Source organism: Leptospira ilyithenensis (genome assembly GCF_004771005.1).
Lineage (GTDB): Bacteria > Spirochaetota > Leptospiria > Leptospirales > Leptospiraceae > Leptospira_A > Leptospira_A ilyithenensis.
Genome location: NZ_RQHV01000061.1, coordinates 351351 through 369524 on the forward strand (window position 1 = coordinate 351351; position 18174 = coordinate 369524).

General features: G+C 40.3%; 16 protein-coding genes. 14 read left to right on the top strand and 2 right to left on the bottom strand.

The window, feature by feature from the left end; genetic code table 11:
- Positions 1-129: 129 nt before the first annotated feature.
- The 8 genes from recN to EHS11_RS15030 all read left to right on the top strand — a co-directional run bounded on the left by recN (position 130) and on the right by EHS11_RS15030 (position 10561).
- Complete coding sequence (recN, locus tag EHS11_RS14995) at positions 130-1839, top strand: DNA repair protein RecN (protein WP_135765187.1); 1710 nt, start codon at positions 130-132, stop codon at positions 1837-1839.
- Between the two features lie 75 nt (positions 1840-1914).
- Positions 1915-2535: a MotA/TolQ/ExbB proton channel family protein gene (locus EHS11_RS15000; protein WP_109019901.1), complete on the top strand. Its 621-nt coding sequence runs from the start codon at positions 1915-1917 to the stop codon at positions 2533-2535.
- A gap of 6 nt (positions 2536-2541) precedes the next feature.
- Positions 2542-2973: an ExbD/TolR family protein gene (locus EHS11_RS15005; protein WP_109019900.1), complete on the top strand. Its 432-nt coding sequence runs from the start codon at positions 2542-2544 to the stop codon at positions 2971-2973.
- A 4-nt stretch (positions 2974-2977) separates the two neighbouring features.
- Positions 2978-5854, top strand: a complete 2877-nt coding sequence (locus EHS11_RS15010) for a BamA/OMP85 family outer membrane protein (RefSeq protein ID WP_135765188.1) — start codon at positions 2978-2980, stop codon at positions 5852-5854.
- Complete coding sequence (locus EHS11_RS15015; protein ID WP_425460591.1) at positions 5854-8043, top strand: ATP-dependent helicase; 2190 nt, start codon at positions 5854-5856, stop codon at positions 8041-8043. The genes EHS11_RS15010 and EHS11_RS15015 overlap by 1 nt, the downstream gene beginning before the upstream one ends.
- A 52-nt stretch (positions 8044-8095) precedes the next feature.
- Positions 8096-8539, top strand: coding sequence for an LIC11625 family surface-exposed protein (locus tag EHS11_RS15020; protein WP_135765190.1), 444 nt, complete (start codon positions 8096-8098; stop codon positions 8537-8539).
- A 19-nt stretch (positions 8540-8558) separates the two neighbouring features.
- Entirely contained in the window at positions 8559-9431 is an 873-nt protein-coding gene (locus EHS11_RS15025) for an inositol monophosphatase family protein (protein WP_135765191.1), read from the top strand.
- Positions 9425-10561, top strand: a complete 1137-nt coding sequence (locus tag EHS11_RS15030) for a glycosyltransferase family 4 protein (RefSeq protein ID WP_135765192.1) — start codon at positions 9425-9427, stop codon at positions 10559-10561. The genes EHS11_RS15025 and EHS11_RS15030 overlap by 7 nt, the downstream gene beginning before the upstream one ends.
- Here the strand turns inward: EHS11_RS15030 and EHS11_RS15035 are convergent.
- Entirely contained in the window at positions 10537-10950 is a 414-nt protein-coding gene (locus tag EHS11_RS15035; protein ID WP_135765193.1) for a hypothetical protein, read from the bottom strand. The genes EHS11_RS15030 and EHS11_RS15035 overlap by 25 nt on opposite strands.
- Positions 10951-10964: 14 nt before the next feature.
- On the opposite strand from EHS11_RS15035, the gene EHS11_RS15040 reads away from it, so the two are divergent.
- From EHS11_RS15040 to EHS11_RS15050, 3 genes are all read left to right on the top strand, one after another.
- Positions 10965-11471: a TlpA family protein disulfide reductase gene (locus EHS11_RS15040; RefSeq protein ID WP_135765194.1), complete on the top strand. Its 507-nt coding sequence runs from the start codon at positions 10965-10967 to the stop codon at positions 11469-11471.
- 144 nt (positions 11472-11615) lie between these two features.
- Complete coding sequence (locus tag EHS11_RS15045; RefSeq protein WP_135765195.1) at positions 11616-13550, top strand: AMP-dependent synthetase/ligase; 1935 nt, start codon at positions 11616-11618, stop codon at positions 13548-13550.
- A 96-nt stretch (positions 13551-13646) separates the two neighbouring features.
- Positions 13647-14309, top strand: coding sequence for an LIC11631 family protein (locus EHS11_RS15050; RefSeq protein ID WP_135765196.1), 663 nt, complete (start codon positions 13647-13649; stop codon positions 14307-14309).
- 3 nt (positions 14310-14312) lie between these two features.
- Here EHS11_RS15050 and EHS11_RS15055 read toward each other — a convergent pair whose 3' ends face one another.
- Positions 14313-14942: an LON peptidase substrate-binding domain-containing protein gene (locus EHS11_RS15055; RefSeq protein WP_167884463.1), complete on the bottom strand. Its 630-nt coding sequence runs from the start codon at positions 14940-14942 to the stop codon at positions 14313-14315.
- A 42-nt stretch (positions 14943-14984) separates the two neighbouring features.
- On the opposite strand from EHS11_RS15055, the gene rfaE1 reads away from it, so the two are divergent.
- From rfaE1 to EHS11_RS15070, 3 genes are all read left to right on the top strand, one after another.
- The gene (rfaE1, locus tag EHS11_RS15060) at positions 14985-16001 is read left to right on the top strand and encodes a D-glycero-beta-D-manno-heptose-7-phosphate kinase (RefSeq protein ID WP_281282581.1); all 1017 of its coding nucleotides are present in this window, start codon (positions 14985-14987) and stop codon (positions 15999-16001) included.
- Between the two features lie 26 nt (positions 16002-16027).
- Positions 16028-16486: a D-glycero-beta-D-manno-heptose 1-phosphate adenylyltransferase gene (gene rfaE2, locus EHS11_RS15065; protein ID WP_246047985.1), complete on the top strand. Its 459-nt coding sequence runs from the start codon at positions 16028-16030 to the stop codon at positions 16484-16486.
- Between the two features lie 65 nt (positions 16487-16551).
- Positions 16552-18174, top strand: coding sequence for a CTP synthase (locus EHS11_RS15070; RefSeq protein ID WP_135765198.1), 1623 nt, complete (start codon positions 16552-16554; stop codon positions 18172-18174).

Consider the following 18174-nt stretch of genomic DNA (forward strand, 5'->3'; position numbering starts at 1 on the left):
AAGCCAACTCTTCTGCCAGATTCCAGGATCTTTGCGAAAAGAAATTTTGTTTTTCACCAGTTTCAAAGTTTTTTGTTGACTAGTTATCCGTTAAGTAGTTATCATGTGTATAGCAAATAGGAGTTTGGTATGATTACACATTTAAAAATTCGCGACTTCGCCTTGATTGAATCCCTGGATTTGGACTTTCAGACAGGGCTTTCTATTTTTACAGGAGAGTCAGGTTCAGGCAAGTCTCTCGTTTTTGATGCGGTAACATCACTCCTCGGGGGGAGGTGTTCCACTTCCAATATCCGAACCGGAAAAGAGAAATACTCCCTCCAAGCGATTGTTTCTTTAAAGGATCATCCCGAGGCAAAGACCTATCTCACGGAACAAGGATTCCAATGGGAGGGCGAGGAGATCATTCTCACCAAAGAGCTGTTAAAAGATGGAAAAGCGAGGGTCAAAATCGGAGACTCTCTTGCTTCGACGACTCACTTGCGGGAGCTGGGAAAGACGATTGCAGAAATTCACAGTCAGAACGAACAACTTTTCCTTTTGGAAAAATCCCATCAGTTGGAGTTTTTGGATCGTTTCGGTCGTTTGGAATCTTTAAAGGCAAAAGTGAAACTTTCCTTGCAAAACTTCAGGCATTGGAAGGAAAAATTGGTCAGTTTCGAAGAATCTGTATTACATTCCAAAAAAAGAAGGGAAATACTTAATTACGAAATCGGAGAGATCGAATCCATTTCCCCCAAAGAGGGTGAGGACGAGTCTCTCGCCCAAGAAGAACGATTTCTCGCCAACGGAGAGAAATTATCGGAAAACTACCGTTATATCCTGGAAGAGTTGTCCGATAAGGAAAACTCGATTCTCAAAGTCTTTCCCTCTCTTTTGCATTCTATTGAAAAGATCACTCAGCTTGTTCCTGAAAAAATGCCCATCCGGGAAGAATGGGAAGATGTATATGATCGCTTGAAAGCGCTTAAATCCACACTCAGAGAGGACGAAGAAGAATTATTTTTCAGCCCGGATCGTTTGGATATGGTTCAGACAAGATTGCAGGAATTGACCAAGCTCAAAAAAAAGTACTCCTCTTCTGTCGCGGATATTCTACTCCAACTGCAAGAGAAAAAGGCAGAATTGGAAAAATGGTCTTTGGAAGAAGACGATCGTGATTTTTTAGTTCAAAAACACGACCAATCCCTTGCCGAATTGAAAGAACTTGTATTTCAATTGTCCAGATCCAGACGCAATATTTTGAATTCTTTCGAAGAAGAAGTGCAGAAAGAATTGCAGGATCTGGGAATGGAGGGAGCCCGTCTGCAAGTTGTTTTGCGATGGGAGGAAAATCCGAACGGAGAGGTGGAAGACGGTGCCAAGTCTTATTTCCTGTCAGAATCGGGACTCGACCAAGTGGAATTCTATTTTAGTGCCAATTTGGGTGAAAAACCAAGGCCTCTCCGCAAAGTGGTGTCCGGTGGGGAATTGTCCAGAGTGATGCTTGGACTCAGGAGTGTGCTTGGGAAATTTTGCCCATCTCCTCCGATTTTGATCTTGGATGAGGTGGATACCGGCCTCGGAGGAGAGGCTGCGAATGCTTTGGCCACAAAACTGAAGAGATTGTCACGCAATTCACAGATTTTGCTTATCACGCACACACAACAGATCGCTGCGTCTGCGGATTCTCACTTCCTGCTTGCGAAATATGCTGAAAATGGACGCACTTTCAGTCAGGCAAAAATTTTAAATTTTGGGGAACGCAAATTGGAGCTAGCCCGGATGATCGGAGGGAAACAAGTCACCCAAGGTGTTCTCAAGGCTGCAACAGATTTATTACAGAAGAAGGCAGTTTAATTGGATTAAAATAGTATTTGGCGAAAAAGGGAAGAAAGAAATCCTTATTCTGTAATCCTGAATTGGGGTCATTTAATGTTCTTTCCTTTCGCTAAATCAGATTCAATTATTTCTTCCGTTCCACCTGAAACGATACCGATTGTAATTATCTTCGTATCTATTGTTGGTTTTACCATTATCATTGAACGACTTGTTTTTTTCTGGAAGTTGAAACCCATCCCTCAGGATGATTTGAAAAAAATCAGAGAACTTGTTAGGGAAAAAAAATGGGATGAGGCAAAAGATCTTCTTTCACAAAAGACGATTGCTCCTGCTTCCGTAGTATTACAGTTAGCCTTCGACCTGAAGCGCAGAAACGTAGAGTATCTGGAGGATGATGTAAGACAGGAAGGTTTTCGCCAAATCAGTCTTATGGAAAAATACCTCACCAGTCTCGGAACCATCGCTACCATTGCACCTCTTCTGGGGGTTCTTGGAACCGTGATTGGAATCGTCCGGTCATTTGCAGAAGGTGCCGGAACCAAGGGAGCGGAAGTAGGAATCTCGGAGGCTTTAGTAACAACTGCTATGGGGCTCGGAGTTGCCATTCCAGCGTATGTATTTTACAATTATTTCTCTCGTTCAAAAGAAGAGCGAATTATCGAATTGGAAAATGCAACGGATCTTGTGCTTCCCTACGTAACCAAGCAAAAATAAGTTATTATGAAGTTTCGCAAGAAGCAACAATCATTCAGCAATATCGAACTCGCGCCACTCATTGACGTTATTTCTTTTATTGTTATCTATTTTCTTATGAATGCTACCCTGGAAAAGAATACCGCTTTGAAAGTGGAACTTCCCAGATCCTCCAGTGTAGCCAAGGAAAAAGTAAAAGATGAATTGATCATCACTGTTGATAAACAAGGCAAAGTGTTTTTAGATCAGAATACGGAAGCAGTTGCATTGGATTCTTTGACAGAGAAGATCAACGGGTTTTTAGGGCCTGAAAAAGAAAGAGACCCAAAAAAGAATAAAGTAATTATCCGCGGAGATGGCGGTGCTTCTTACCAAATTGTTGTAAAAGTAATAGATGCTGTAAATGCAGCGGGTGTTAGCCGATTTAACTTAGCAATGGTAAAAGGTACTTCAAAATAGATTTTTGAAATCAAAGAAATTATATTCCTTTTCTGCAGTCATATTTAGCATCGGACTTATATTTTCGGTGCAGTGGCATGCCCTCTACTCCAATAAAACTTCTTTTGTTAATAAAAAAATCACAAAGATAGAATTTCAGGGAAATAGAAACACATCTTCAAATGACATCTCGGAGATGATGGAGATGCGGGTTGATATTCTGCTCACTACGGAAATGATCAATGCGGATATTCGTGCTTTATTTCAATCAGGATACTTTTTCCAAATCGATATCCAGGGAGAGTTGGACGGAACCGACGGAGTTAAAATTTTAGTCGTAGTCCAGGAGAGACCAAGGGTCAAAGACATTGATTTCATTGGTGCGGATGAGGTTTTTCCTTCCGATTTAAGGGAAAAAATCCCTCTTAAGGAAAACGAAGTAATCACTCCGAAAAAAGTAGCCTTATCCAAAGAAGTAATTCTCAAGAAATACCGTGATGAAGGTTTTTTTCTTGCTTACGTTCGATTTGAAACAGATCCGATCGACGAAGAAACAAATACTGTCCGGGCAAAATTCATTATTGATGAAGGGGAAGAAATCCCTGTTTCCAAAATCAATATATTCGGAAATTCGGAAGTTGATACTTATGAATTGCAAGGAATCCTAGATTTAAAGGAATCCGGAATCATCGAATCCGGAGTATTTAAAGAATCCGCCTTTGAGTCCGACAAACAAAAGATCATCGGTTTTCTAAAATCTAAAGGTTATGTGGATGCGGAACTGAGTAACGACGGGACCAACTGGGAAATCAAATGGGAAAATCCCAAAAAGAAAGACAAGCGCGTTGTGATTGTAAACTTCAAATTGACCGAAGGGGATCAGTATTTTTTCAACGGATATTCAACCGCGCATGATATGACACTCGCTCCTAGCGGAATGCCTTTGTATCTCAACAAGGAAAACAACCCTCCGGGTACTCCTCAGGAAGAATGGAAACCTGTTTACGAAATCAAACATTTGAAAGGTCTTTATGAATTCGGAGATAACGATATCGGCGAGGTTTTTGACGAATCCAAATTTCAAAAAGACAGAGGGACGATTAACGAGAATTATTCGCAAAAGGGTTATCTTTTTGCCCAAGTCATTCCCAGACGACGTATAGTAGAATTGTCGGAAGATTCACTCAGCAGGTATGAAAATTGTTCGAAGAGAACGAACCCGGATGCCATAAAGGAATGCGAAGAAGAATATTCCCGATTAAACATCACAAAATTAAGATCTCTCTATGATGCAAACAAAGGCCTTCGGGGTAAAAAATTCATTCATGTTGATTTTACGATTCGTGAAAACAATTTGGCATTCGTTGAAAATATCATTATCAAAGGAAATAAAAAGACATTAGACCGGGTGATTCGAAGAGAACTTCTTTTCAAGCCGGGAGACCTTTTCAATTCCATGCTCGTGAACCGCTCCCGGGAAAGGATCTTCAACCTGGGTTATTTTAAAGAAGTAAACTTTAACATGCGCCCCGGTTCCGATGAAACCAAAATGAATTTGATCATCGAACTTGTGGAACAACCTACAGGGACTGTTTCCATGGGCGGTGGTTACGGAACCATCACCGGATTTTCCATTTTTACACAGTTGGGAGAGAACAATTTAAACGGAACAGGGCAACAGATCCAAGGAAGGATCGAATTCGGACCGATAAGAAGGTATTTTCAATTGTCTTGGACGGAACCTTGGTTATACGATAAACCTTGGTCGTTGACTCTTTCTGCTTTTTATTCAGCAAGAACCCTTTACGTGGGTGCGACTTCCATCACTGAAAACAACAACCAGGGAATCAAGGAAACTGCTTCTTATGAAAGAGCGGGGGTCGGGGTAAGTGCGGGGATTGGTCATCGCTTTTTAATCAACTGGACACATTTTCACCGTTACTCTCCTTCCTTTTTTGCGTCTACAAGACCTACATCTCTCGTGTCGGATCAGGTATTGGCGGAGGTGGACCGAGGTTGGCAATTTCGTTCCCAACTTACAAACGGAATTGCTTACGATAGCCGGGATAATGTTTTCAATGCGACTCAAGGGTTTAACTTGGTTTTTTCATTGGATAACGTTGGTCAGGTTTTGGGTGGGGAAAGTCATTTTGACCAGTACAGTCCTATTATGGAATATTACCAAACTTGGTTTGATTATACTTTCTTCGGACTTATCAGAAAAAATGCTCTCAGACGTTGGAGAGTGGTCCAGCAATTTAGAACTTCTTCCGTTTTTACATACGAAAGAGCGCCTTTTCGTAAAAGCCAGGACAAAGAAAAAGTTCCTTATATTCAAGTCCAGGATCGCCTTTATTTAGGTGGTTATGAATCCTTAAGAGGATGGTTTTTTGATGATAAATACTATCCCGACGAATGGAAAAACGGTGCGGCGAGCAGGGTATTATTTACATCAGAATTACGCTTTCCGATCGAGCCGTCCTTATTATGGTTCGTGGTTTTCTGGGATGCCGGTGCTATGTATGAAGAGGTCAATAAAGCGGTAGGCGAAAGAAAAGATTATTTTCAAGCATATGACCAAACCGTTTTAAACCAACGTTATACTAAACCTTACGAAACTTATTTTTACGAACATTTCAATCAATACGGTCAGCCGCTCGCCGAATCCCCGTTAGATCTCAATGATCCGGGCAGACTGGTTCTCTCCAGCAAAAACATGTCCTTGCAAAATTTCAAATACTCCTGGGGATTCGGGTTAAGGATTCAAATCCCGGTATTGCCGCTGCGTTTGTATTTCGCTCAAAAAATCCGTTATACCGGTTCGGGAGAACATCCTTTTTCCACTTATCCTGACTCTAATACGTTTCAATTTGTATTCGGAATTGGAGATTTGCGTTTTTAGTGAATGCCGACCTAAACGAAGAACAAACATTAGCGGTTCAGACGGTAGAAGGTCCTGTTTTGATTTTGGCAGGAGCTGGCTCAGGAAAAACCAGAGTCATTACCTATCGGATTGCCAAATTAGTTAAAGAACATTCCGTCTTTCCAAACCGTATATTGGCGGTTACATTTACAAATAAAGCAGCGCAAGAGATGAGAGAACGTTGCCAATCTCTTTTGGAAATTAAAAAAGGAGACTCAGAACCGTTTATCCGAACCTTTCACTCGTTATGTCTTTATATCCTGAGAAGAGAAGGAAAGTCTGTCGGGCTTGGATCCAATTTTACCGTATACGATAGCGATATGCAAGAGTCTCTGATCAAAGAAATTCTAAAGAAAAAAGATTTGGATATTAAAGAGTTCAAACCTTCCCATCTAAGCAATGCTTTCTCGCATGCAAAGGATGCGTTTCTTACTGCGGAAGAGTATTCCAGAAAGAACCAGGATGACGGTTATACGCGAACCATTTCGGATGTTTTTTTGGAATATGAAAGAGAAAAACTAAAACGAAATGCGGCCGATTTCGGAGATTTGATTCTACTCACTGTCATTTTATTTCGTGACTATCCGATGGTTTTGGAAAGATATCAGACCTACTGGCAGTACATCATGGTGGACGAATACCAGGATACTAACAAGATCCAATACCATCTGGTTCAGCTGCTTGCCTCCAAGACAAAAAACTTATGCGTGGTAGGCGATGATGATCAATCCATTTATTCCTGGCGTGGTGCGGATATTACGAACATTCTGAACTTCAGTAAGGATTATCCGGAAGCGCTTATCGTTAAATTGGAAGAAAATTACAGATCCACAAAAACGATCATCAATGCAGCAGCAAGTGTCATCGCCAATAACACAGTCAGAACGAAAAAAACTTTGAGAACAAATAACCCTGCTGGTGAAAAAATCAAAGTTACTTTGTATCAGAATGAAACTGAAGAATCCAACGGAATTTTACAAAAAATAAAAAGGTATAAAAAACCTACTACCCGTTATTCGGAACATGCGATCTTCTATAGAACCAACAGTCAGTCCCGCTATTTTGAGGAAACTTTCAGAAAAAATGCGATTCCTTATAAAATATTCGGAGGATTCCGGTTTTTCGACAGAAAAGAAGTAAAAGACCTAATCGCATATTTATCCATTATTATAAACCCTTTGGATTCAACATCGCTTCTTAGAATTATCAATTCGCCTCCCCGAGGGATCGGTGAGACTACTGTGGAACGATTGATTTCTTACTCCGTCCAGGAAGGAATTTCGCTTTATGAGTGTTTATCGAAGAAAATTCCCGAGATCAAAAAAGGAACTGCGCAAAAATTAAAAGATCTATCCACATTGTTTGAAGATTTGATGAGTGATCATGAAAAACAAGAACCTGCGTCAGACATCGCTTATGAATTGATTGAACGGTCGGGGTATAGAGAGTATCTGGAAAATGAAGATACGGAAGAAGCTTTTTCCCGATTGGAAAACTTAAACGAATTTGTAAATGCACTCAAGGAATACGAGGAGAACTCGGAAAATCCTAGCCTGGAAGAATATCTTGGAAATATTTCTCTTATCACAAGTGAAGATAATACAAAGGATCTTGCCGACTATGTAATTCTTATGACAGTACATAACGCTAAGGGTTTGGAATTCAAACATGTTTATCTTGCAGGGATGGAGGAAGGAACATTTCCACATTTTTTAGCGAGTGATACGAAAGAAGGTGTGGAGGAAGAAAGAAGACTTTGTTATGTGGCGATCACGAGAGCACGTGAACATTTGGAAATCAGTCTTTCCCGTTATACCCGCAAATTCGGAGAGGTCGAAGCTAGAATTCCTTCCCGGTTTCTGGAGGAGATTCCCAAGGAACATTTGAGCGGGGACTGGTTCGAATCCAGTTACGGTGTCAGAAAACCGAGTCATTCGCCCGAGGCTTCCCGAATCAGCAGCAAAGAGGAAAAAAACGAATCTATCCATTCCCAAAAAAATACAGGCACATACAAGGTGGGAATGAAGGTTCGTCACAAAGTGTACGGAGAGGGAAAAATTAAATCGGTCTCCGGTTCGGGGGACAATCAAAAAGTGGAAGTAGTGTTCGGAAGCCATGTTGAGAAAAAATTCTTATTGGCATACACTCCCTTGGAGATTATATTATAACAAAGATCCTTCGGATCTCTGATTCGGTTGTCATTTTTTTGGAGGTTGTTGTATGAAATTTGTTCTTTTACTTATTTTCACTCTTTTTTTCGGCCAGATTCTTTCTGCCCAATCAACTGGGACAGGCGGCGGGCTTGCGGAAGAATTTACCAAACTTGAAGATTATCTTCGCAATCAAAAACTTACCCCGGAAGAGAAAAAAAAGATTTTTGAAACCAATGTGATCAATTCATTAAAGGTGACTCTTTCCCGCAAAGTAAGAGAGCCTAAAAAGGAATTAAAAGATTTGAAATTCAAGGATGTGCAAACGGAAAGACCAGAAGGAACTAACAACCTTTATGTGAAATACAAAAACTTTGTTATTTCCTATTCCTATAGCGCCGATCCCGAATCTTATTATGTTTCCCCCTATGAGGAAAAGATTCTGGAAAAACCGAATGGTGCAGATTTGAACGCGGCTCATTCGGAAGAAAAAGCAGTTACTCCGCCGAAATAAAGGAGATTTGAATCTATTGATGGACAGAAAAGAATTCGGAGAAGTTTGGAAATGGGTGTTGTATGCGGGGGACAAAATTCTCTCGATTTATCAAACCGATTTTCTTGTAAAAGACAAAGGGGGAAACGATCCGGTCACCGAAGCTGATTTGCTTGCGAATGATATACTTTACGAACAGATTTCCAAAAACTTTCCAAGCCACGGATTTTTGTCTGAAGAAAGAAAAGATGATTCGGAAAGGTTGGATAAAGAATGGGTTTGGATTTTGGATCCGATTGACGGGACTCGCGAATTCGTAAAAAAGAACGATCAATTTGCGTTGAGCTTGGGTTTGGCGAAAAACGGAGAGCCGTATTGGGGAGTCATTTTTAACCCCGCTACAGGTGAGTTTTTTTCCAAAAATGAATCCAGCTTTTTTGTAAAACTCTCTGCACCTTTTCTATCTTCCAAGAACATTCAATTGATTGAATCCGAATTATCCAAGACTGACAGTGAAGAAAAGGATTTTAAAACATCGACTACCAAACCGAAGTTATTCGTATCTCTTTCCGAAATGAAAGAAGGACTTTTTTCAGAAGATACATGGAAAGAAAATTTTGAAGTGATCCCTTTGGGAAGTATCGCTTACAAATTGGGTTTGTTATCTGCGGGAGCAGGTGACTTGATCGTTTCTTTAAAACCAAAAAACGAATGGGATATTTGCGGAGGCATCTCCCTCTTGTCTTCCCGTGCATTTCGATTTTTTCCCTTAAAAAATGAAGAATCCTATACATTTAATAATAAAGACACTCGGTCTTACGGATTGGTAGCAGGCACTAAAAATGCCGTTGATTATCTTTTGGATAAAATTCCCGTTGAATCTCTGACTTTGAAAGTAAGGGATAAATGGTAGAAGTAATCCGGATAGGAATGGATGCAAGACCTCTCTCTACCCGGATTTCGGGAGTAGGGAGGCTTATTGCGGAAACGATCAAAGCATTTCCTAATCCTGAAAAATATCATTTTTACCTATTTTCACATCTGCCGATTCATAAAGACCATAACGGCATTTTATCTCTATCCAACATAACTTTTGTTTCACGGGGGGGAGCCTTTAAATGGAAGGGGGGAATTTATTACAATCTATTCCTTCCTATTCTTTTTAGATTTTTCAAATTGGATTTGTTTTGGGGTTCTCAACAAATTCTACCTCCTTTTTTACCGCGTAAGTTGAAAGCAGTTCTGACTTATTGTGACCTCGTTCTTTATCTTTATCCGAAAACGATGAGGCCTTTGGCCCGAATCCAACAAAGGATGTTTCAAAGATACTCTGTAAAGAGAGCATCTCATATTCTCTCTATCTCCAAACAAACCAGTGAAGATATGTGTTCTTTCTTCGGATATGATCCCGAAAAAACAGGAGTTTCGTATCCCGGGGTGAATCAGAAGGAAATAGACGAGGCGCTTCTCGACACTCCATCCAGAAGAATTACCGATTTGGGAGAAAATTACATACTTTCCGTATCCACAATCGAACCCAGAAAGAACTACCCCTTCTTATTGAAAGTATTCAGGGAATACAGAAGGCTGAATCCGAAAGAACATCAGAATTGGGTAATTGTCGGTAAGATCGGTTGGGAAAGTCAGGAATTTATAGAAGAGTTGAGGCAGGAACAGTCGTTATTTGGTGATTTGCATATTTTGGATTCCATTGCTGACATTGACTTGCAACATATTTATAAAAATGCCGGGTTGTTTGTTTTTGCTTCGCATTACGAAGGTTTTGGGATTCCCATGTTGGAAGCGATCTATCAGAAAAAATACTGTATGGTTTCAGATATCCCGACCTTTAGAGAGATTGGCGGAACGGGAGTTACCTATTTACCTTACAGGACCGATGCCGATGCAAAGGAATGGGCAAATGAGATTTTAAAATTTTATAAAAATCCTATTTTGCCTACTTCCGATATTTCTTCTTTTACTTGGGAAAATGCGGCAAGTATCACCGAAAAGGCGTTTCAAAAAACGCTTAGCGCTCGCTGAAACAGACTCTTTTTTCGTTCTACGATCCCTGAATATAAAATCAGATTTTTTTGAATCAATGATTCAACATGCAGATGGAATTTGTCTTCCGTCATCGCCTGAATCTGAAAGGACCACTCTTTGGAATGATCCGAGATCCGAATCTTGTCCGCAAAAATTTCAATAATGTCTTCTTCCGTCCAATCCGCTTTTGTTTTTATTTGTTCACGGTAGAAAGAAACGGAATATTTATTCTTTTTTTCTTTCCAAATAACGAGTGTTTGGATATTTTTTTCATACGGTTCTTTATTTTGGAGAACCATGGAAATTCCTTTTCCCTGCCAGTTTCCTTTGTTATAGTTTTTCCACTCGGGAAGGGACGAGAAATAGTTGTAAGGTCGAAAATTCAAAAAAAGCTGATCCTATGAGATATTTCTCAATTCCCATATTATTTCCGATAGTTTTTAGCTCTCTCACTTTTTGCAAAAATGCACAAGATCCGACAAAAAGCTTAATGGATTTGGAGTTATCCGCTACGACGGAAGAAACGGTAAATTTTCAAAACTTCAAAGGCAAGGTAGTTGTCTTGGATTTTTGGGCAACTTGGTGCGAACCTTGCACCAAAGCGGTTCCCGTTGTGAATGCCTGGAAAAAATCGAAAGAAGGAAATGATTTTGTTTTTTACGGAGTGAACACTGACTCGGATCTTTCCAAAGATGTCATAGAAAAACATAGAAAAGAATGGAAAATGGAATACCCAACCGTTTTGGATGGGGGTTGGAAGTTGGTAGAAAATTATAAAGTAGAAGGGATGCCCTGTTTGCTTGTCTTCGGAAAAGACGGATCTCTTGTATATAGACAGTATGGATTACAAGCGGAAGACCTTTCCGGATTACTCATTCGATCCCGCCTTTGGAAAGATGGAAACTGACCTTTGCGTAGTGCACAATAAGAAAAATACAATGAATTAAAAAACTAATTCATTGTTAAAGATGAAAAGGACTTGACTGGGTGTGTCAAAATTAGTCCTCTTGAGTTACCTTTTTTACATTTGTGATCCAGAAAGGAGTCAATAATGCCAGCCAATTTGCCCGAACTCTTCCAGCAGAGTGCTGAAAAATTTGGGAATCGCCCAGCGTTTTTTAGCAAAGACGAAACTAAAAATTATAAGCCAACGACTTTTAAAGAAGTCTACGATTTAGGATTGAATCTAGCGGAAGCTTTGATTGATCTTGGAGTCCAAGCTCGCGAAAATATCGCTTTGATTGCTGACAATCGTTTGGAATGGATTGTAAGTGATTATGGCATTCTTATTGCCGGCGCGGCCGACGTGCCTCGAGGAACGGATGTTACTGATTCAGAAATCGTTTATATTCTAAATCACTGTGAAGCGAAAGTCGTATTTCTGGAAAATGATAAAGTTTTAGAAAAATTTCAAAAAAACCGCTCTCAATTCGAATTTGCAAAAACCATCGTGATTATGGACAAAAAGTCCACTGCTACCGGTGTTATCAAGCTGGAAGATCTTCTTTCCAAAGGAAAGGATCTGAGAGCCAAGGGTTCTAAAAAAGCCGAAGAACGCATGAAGGGAATCAAACCTGACGACCTTTTCACAATCATCTATACTTCAGGAACTACAGGAATGCCTAAAGGTGTAATGCTAATGCATTCCAATATGCTTCATCAAACAAGTTCTATTCTCTCGAACATGATCTTAATTCGCTCGGAAGAAAGAATGTTATCCATTCTTCCTGTTTGGCACGTGTTTGAAAGAGTATTTGAATATTTGGCGATTGCAGCCGGATGTGGAACTTATTATACGAATGTTCGCGACCTGAGAGACGATATGAAAAAAGCCAAACCTACGTTTATGGCTTCAGCACCTCGTCTTTGGGAAAGTATCTATAACGGTATCTATACGCGCATCAGTGATCCCAAACAAACACCCGCTATTCGAAGAGGTTTGTTCAAGTTAGCTTATTTCTTTTCAAAACATTTCAATGCTTCCATGCGTTTCCTCAAAGGAAATCAAGTGGATTATACCGGAAGAAACCCGATCGCGTCGCTTTTTTTGGGCATCTATCACTTGATAGTCGCTATTTTAACGACCCCTTTGTATTTCCTTTTGGATCTGATCGTTCTTTCTAAGATCAGAGAGGCAACCGGTGGGGAGTTAAAAGCTTCCGTATCCGGTGGTGGCGCCTTGCAAAAACACGTGGATGCATTCTTTAATGATATCGGAATCAACGTATTGGAAGGATACGGGATGACAGAAACTTCTCCGGTGATTTCCGTAAGAACTTTTAAACATTTGGTACAAGGTTCCGTGGGAGTAATTACTCCAGGTTCCGAAGTTCAATTGCGTGATGATTCCGGAAAAGTTCTGGCTCATATGGATGCCAATCAAAACTTGGTTGCTGGAAAATTCGGACTACGCGGTGTGATTCATTTGCGCGGACCTCAAGTGATGAAGGGCTATTATAAAAATCCCGAAACCACTGCGAAAGTGATCAAAGACGATTGGATGGACACCGGTGATATAGGGATGTTCAATTTCAAAAAGACACTAACCATCACTGGTCGTGCGAAAGATACTGTCGTTCTTTTGGGTGGAGAAAACGTAGAGCCGGTTCCTATCGAAAACAAACTCACCGAGTCTCCTTATATCTTCCAAGTTATGGTGATCGGCCAAGATCAAAAAAATCTAGGTGCTATCGTGATTCCTGATTTCGAGAAATTAGGAGAATGGGCGAAGGAAAATGGGATAGGTGAAACCGATAAACAAAAGCTTATTGAAAATCCCAAGATAGTTGATTTTTATAAAAAAGAAATCAAAGCCCTGAATAACGTAAAAACAGGATTCAAGTCTTTCGAACAAGTGACCCCCTTCTTTCTTATCACAAAACAATTTGAAGTCGGGGATGAGATGACGAATCTTCATAAAATGAAACGTCATTTGATCGCTGAAAAATACAAAAATAAAATCACTGCACTTTACGCTTCCGAGTGATTGGTTTTTAACATTTCAACTACCTCAATCAAAACCGCCTGAAAGGGCGGTTTTTTTTGCTTGTCTCTTTTTTTATCTTCTGCCGATAGATTCAAAGTGAGCTCCTCAGATGGCAAAATTTCATCCTTAGAACCTTCCGTTTTCTATCCATACATCCATCAGGATTTTTACGGGATGGATTCTTTATTTTTATCCCCTTTGCAAAAAAAAGAAATTTGGGACTTTACAAGTGTAACTCAGATTCATACTTCTTTTTTGGCATTTCTGACTCTTCGATCTTTTCTTTCCTTTGAGGAAAATGGGATTCCACTTACCCTAACCGGACTCCCTCGCATTTGGAAATCCTACCTTTCCAAAACAAATTATTTGCAAATTAATTCTTTTCTGATTACTGATGATTTTGTTCCGAGTTTGATCGGAGAAAGAGAAGAAGAAACCAAGAAGAGAGATTTATCTTTTGGAAATCCTTGGAAACATTCGTTACGATGGGAGTATTCCAATGCAGGGAAGAAGGTAGTATTTTTTTGTGCAAGCGGAAAGGACAAAGACGAATCGACCAGCTTGTCCGAGTTACTTTCTCAGTTCCTGATTGATTCTCAAAAAACGGACAGGTTGATGCGTGCTTATATAAGGAAAGAAACTTCTTCCTATCTTTATTTGCAATCTGCGGAGCAGATTCACCCCAGAGTTTTTTTTCGGGAAACACCAAACATACATTCACCATTTTTACTCTTTATCGCAGAACTGACTCCTGTTTGATTTTTATTCTCTCATATTGAGAGAACGAACGATTTGTATGAGTTTATTTGCTTTTTCAATAATGTTGGCTGTGGCAAGAATATCCTGTTTGGCAGAAAATTCGTAATTTAATAAGGAAGCGATAAAATCAATCGGGAACGGATGTTTGGTGATATGATTCATTTTCATGATCAGGTTTTCTTCGGCTCCTTCCGAAAGTAATATTCTTTTTGTCAAAACCAAGAGTTCTTCTACAAGATTTTGGAAATCCGGATCATCCTTTCTGTTCAATTCCTGTTGGATTTTTTCTACTTGTGCGATCCGAAACGGTTCTGTGGATTCGTAGCTGACTAATTTTGCCGTTCCCATTCCTTCCAAAATGATATTGGATCTTCCGTCGGGAAGGCCTTCTTTTTGGATCACGTGACCCCATCCGAAAACCGACTCAATCGGAGGAGAGCTCGATTCCAAATAATTCCAATCCTTTTTGTAGGGAGCGATTGCCATTTCGTTTCCATTTTCAAGACAAAAATCCAGCATCAGCCTATACCTTGGTTCGAAAATATGTAAGGGTAAAAAAGTACCAGGAAATAAGAATACTTCTGGTAGAGGAAATATAGGCAACGTGAAGGTTGACACGTAGAAAGGTTGCATATTTTCTGATAAGCTGTAAATCTAAAAAGAATAGAGAACAAATTGAAAATCAATTCATTGAAGTTAAAGAAAGCTTTCTCCAGGCTAGGAGAACAAAAGATAATGGTGGTAGGAGATTTGATCCTGGATGAGTATCTTTTCGGATCCGTAGACAGAATTTCACCGGAAGCACCGGTTCCGGTAGTCTGGGTGAGAAAGGAAGAACAAACTTTAGGCGGTTCCGGAAACGTAGTTAAAAATCTTTCCGCATTTTCCAACCCTTCCATTGTTTTGGGACGTTGTGGTGCGGACAAAGCGGGGGAAACATTAAAATCCTTACTTCTTACCGAAAATGTTTCCCAAGAAGACATTCAATTATTGGAATCAAAAGGAATTCCTACGATCCTAAAAACAAGAATCATCGCTTCTCAACAGCAAGTCTGTAGAGTCGATCGGGAAGAAATCATTCCGCTTACCAAAGAAGAAGAAGACCAAGTAATCTCCCAGGTAAAACAAAAAATCGGAGAATCGAAAGCAATCATTCTATCCGACTATGACAAGGGTTATTTGACCCTTCGTTTGATCTCAGAAATCATAAAACTGGCAGTTCAAAACAATGTAATCGTAACTGTCGATCCTCAAGTGAGTCATTTTTTCCAGTATAAAGAAATTGATATCATGACCCCCAATCATCATGAAGCAGGAAAAGCACTGGGTCGTAAACTTTCTTCTGAAAAAGAAATAGAAGACGCATGTCTTGAAATTGCAGAAAAAACAAATCCAAAAGCAGTGATGATCACCCGCGGAGACAAAGGAATGACTGTTTACGAAACAAAATCGAAACAATTCTATCATATACCTACGGTCGCCAAAGAGGTGTTTGATGTAACCGGTGCTGGTGACACTGTGATTTCCGCCTATACTGCGTTTCTTGCGGCAGGAATGTCCATTTATGAATCAAGTCTGATTGCAAATGCAAGCGCCGGTGTGGTTGTGGGAAAATTGGGAGCTGCTACTCTGGATACAAACGAAATCGAAGAAAGTTTGTTTCAGCTAGGGCTTTTGGAGAAAGAGCTTTGAGTTATTTTACATCCCTTGCGGGAAAGATCATTTCAGAGGATCGGATTGTAGGGAAACGGAATTCTCTGGAAGGTAAAAAAATAGTATTTACTAACGGCTGTTTTGATATATTACACCCAGGTCATGTAGAGTATTTGTCCCGAGCGAGAGACCTGGGCGATTTGTTATGGCTCGGATTGAATTCCGATCTTTCGGTTCAGAGACTAAAGGGACCGACTAGACCGATCAATTCTTTGGAAGATCGAGCAAAGGTTCTTTCGGGACTTGCCTGCATTGATTTTATTTCCTCTTTTGAAGAAGAAACTCCTTTGAATCTAATCCAAAAAATCCGACCGAGCATTCATACAAAAGGAGGGGATTATCTGGCAGAAAAGTTACCTGAATACGGTTTAGTAAAATCCCTTGGCGGAGAAGTGGTCATTCTGCCTTTTTTACCGGGGAAATCGACTACATCCATTTTGGAAAAAGCGAAGACCCATCTTTAAACGGTATTGATTTTGCGGTTATCTCCTCCAATTTGTAAAAAACGTCATTTTGCCTGGAGTAAGATTTGTCCAAGACCAAATATATTTTTATCACCGGTGGGGTTTCTTCCTCTCTAGGAAAGGGAGTCACTGTTGCCGCCCTGGGTTGTCTCTTGGAGGCGAGAGGTTATTCCGTATCCTTACAAAAAATGGATCCTTATATCAATATAGATCCGGGAACCATGAGTCCTTATCAACACGGAGAAGTTTACGTTACCGAAGACGGTGCGGAAACCGATTTGGATCTGGGATATTACGAACGTTTTACCAAGTCAAAATTTTCCCGCAAAAATTCAGTCTCTACAGGACAGATTTATCACGCTGTTATCGAGAGAGAGAGAAAAGGGGACTATCTCGGGCGTACCGTACAAGTTGTACCCCACATTACAAATGAAATCCGAAATCGTATTTATACCTTGGCCCGTGATAATGAAACAGATTTCGTTATCGTTGAAATCGGAGGAACTGTAGGGGACATCGAATCAGTTCCTTTTCTCGAAGCTATCCGACAAATGCGTTACGAACATGGCCCAAAACAAGTGTTATTTATGCACCTGACTCTTGTTCCTACGATTACAGTTGCAGGTGAAGCAAAAACAAAACCGACCCAACATTCCGTAAAAGAACTTTTAGCACTGGGAATCCAGCCTGATATTCTTGTTTGCCGAATCAACAAACCGATGACGAAAGAGATGAAGAGTAAAATCTCTCTTTTTTGCAACGTCCAGGATCAGAACGTCATCTCCGCAGTAGATATTACCACTTCCATCTATGAAATTCCTTTTATGTATCGGGAAGAAAAATTGGATGAAGTCGTACTGAATGTATTGGGGATGGATCTTCGAAAATTGAATTTTTCCCATTGGGAAAATATGGTCAAAAAAATCCGCAACGCGAAAAAGACCGTAAAAGTCGCGTTAATCGGAAAATACATATCGTTACAGGACGCTTACCGATCCGTTTACGAATCTTTGGCTCACGGCGGAATTGCAAACGAAGTGGAAGTGGAAGTTCTCAAACTCAATCCAGAAGACATTGATTCCAAGAATGTAAAGGATCTCCTGAAAGGTGTGAGCGGAATACTGGTTCCCGGAGGATTCGGGGAACGCGGGATCGAAGGCAAGATTGCTTCCATTCAATATGCAAGAACCAAAGGGATTCCTTTTTTCGGAATTTGTTTGGGAATGCAATGTGCTGTTATCGAATTCGGACGTAATGTACTCGGATACAAGGATGCCAATTCCACCGAGTTCCAACCTCACTCAGCTCATCCGGTGATTTCCATGATTGAAGAACAAATGGAAATTGAAAGAATGGGAGGCACAATGCGTTTGGGTGCTTATCCTTGTGTGGTTAAAAAAGGATCTCTTGCATTTCAAGAATACAAAACCGAAAGAATTTCGGAACGGCATAGACATAGATTTGAGTTTACTCTCCGATTCAGGGAGGAGTATGAGAAAAAAGGAATGAGTTTAACCGGGTTCTCACCTGATGAAAGTTTGGTGGAAATCGTGGAAGTCCCAAATCATCCTTGGTTTGTAGGAGTCCAGTTTCATCCTGAATTTCAATCGAAACCTACGGACCCGCACCCGCTATTTGCAGGTTTTATCAAAGCCGCTGCTAAGTTGACGAAAAAGACGGAAGGTTGA

Bases quoted from the DNA above. Each gene is read 5' to 3' on its own strand.
- recN (WP_135765187.1), top strand. From the start codon at position 130: ATGATTACACATTTAAAAATTCGCGACTTCGCCTTGATTGAATCCCTG.
- EHS11_RS15000 (WP_109019901.1), top strand. From the start codon at position 1,915: ATGTTCTTTCCTTTCGCTAAATCAGATTCAATTATTTCTTCCGTTCCA.
- EHS11_RS15005 (WP_109019900.1), top strand. From the start codon at position 2,542: ATGAAGTTTCGCAAGAAGCAACAATCATTCAGCAATATCGAACTCGCG.
- EHS11_RS15020 (WP_135765190.1), top strand. From the start codon at position 8,096: ATGAAATTTGTTCTTTTACTTATTTTCACTCTTTTTTTCGGCCAGATT.
- EHS11_RS15025 (WP_135765191.1), top strand. From the start codon at position 8,559: ATGGACAGAAAAGAATTCGGAGAAGTTTGGAAATGGGTGTTGTATGCG.
- EHS11_RS15030 (WP_135765192.1), top strand. From the start codon at position 9,425: ATGGTAGAAGTAATCCGGATAGGAATGGATGCAAGACCTCTCTCTACC.
- EHS11_RS15040 (WP_135765194.1), top strand. From the start codon at position 10,965: ATGAGATATTTCTCAATTCCCATATTATTTCCGATAGTTTTTAGCTCT.
- EHS11_RS15045 (WP_135765195.1), top strand. From the start codon at position 11,616: ATGCCAGCCAATTTGCCCGAACTCTTCCAGCAGAGTGCTGAAAAATTT.
- EHS11_RS15055 (WP_167884463.1), bottom strand. From the start codon at position 14,942: ATGCAACCTTTCTACGTGTCAACCTTCACGTTGCCTATATTTCCTCTA.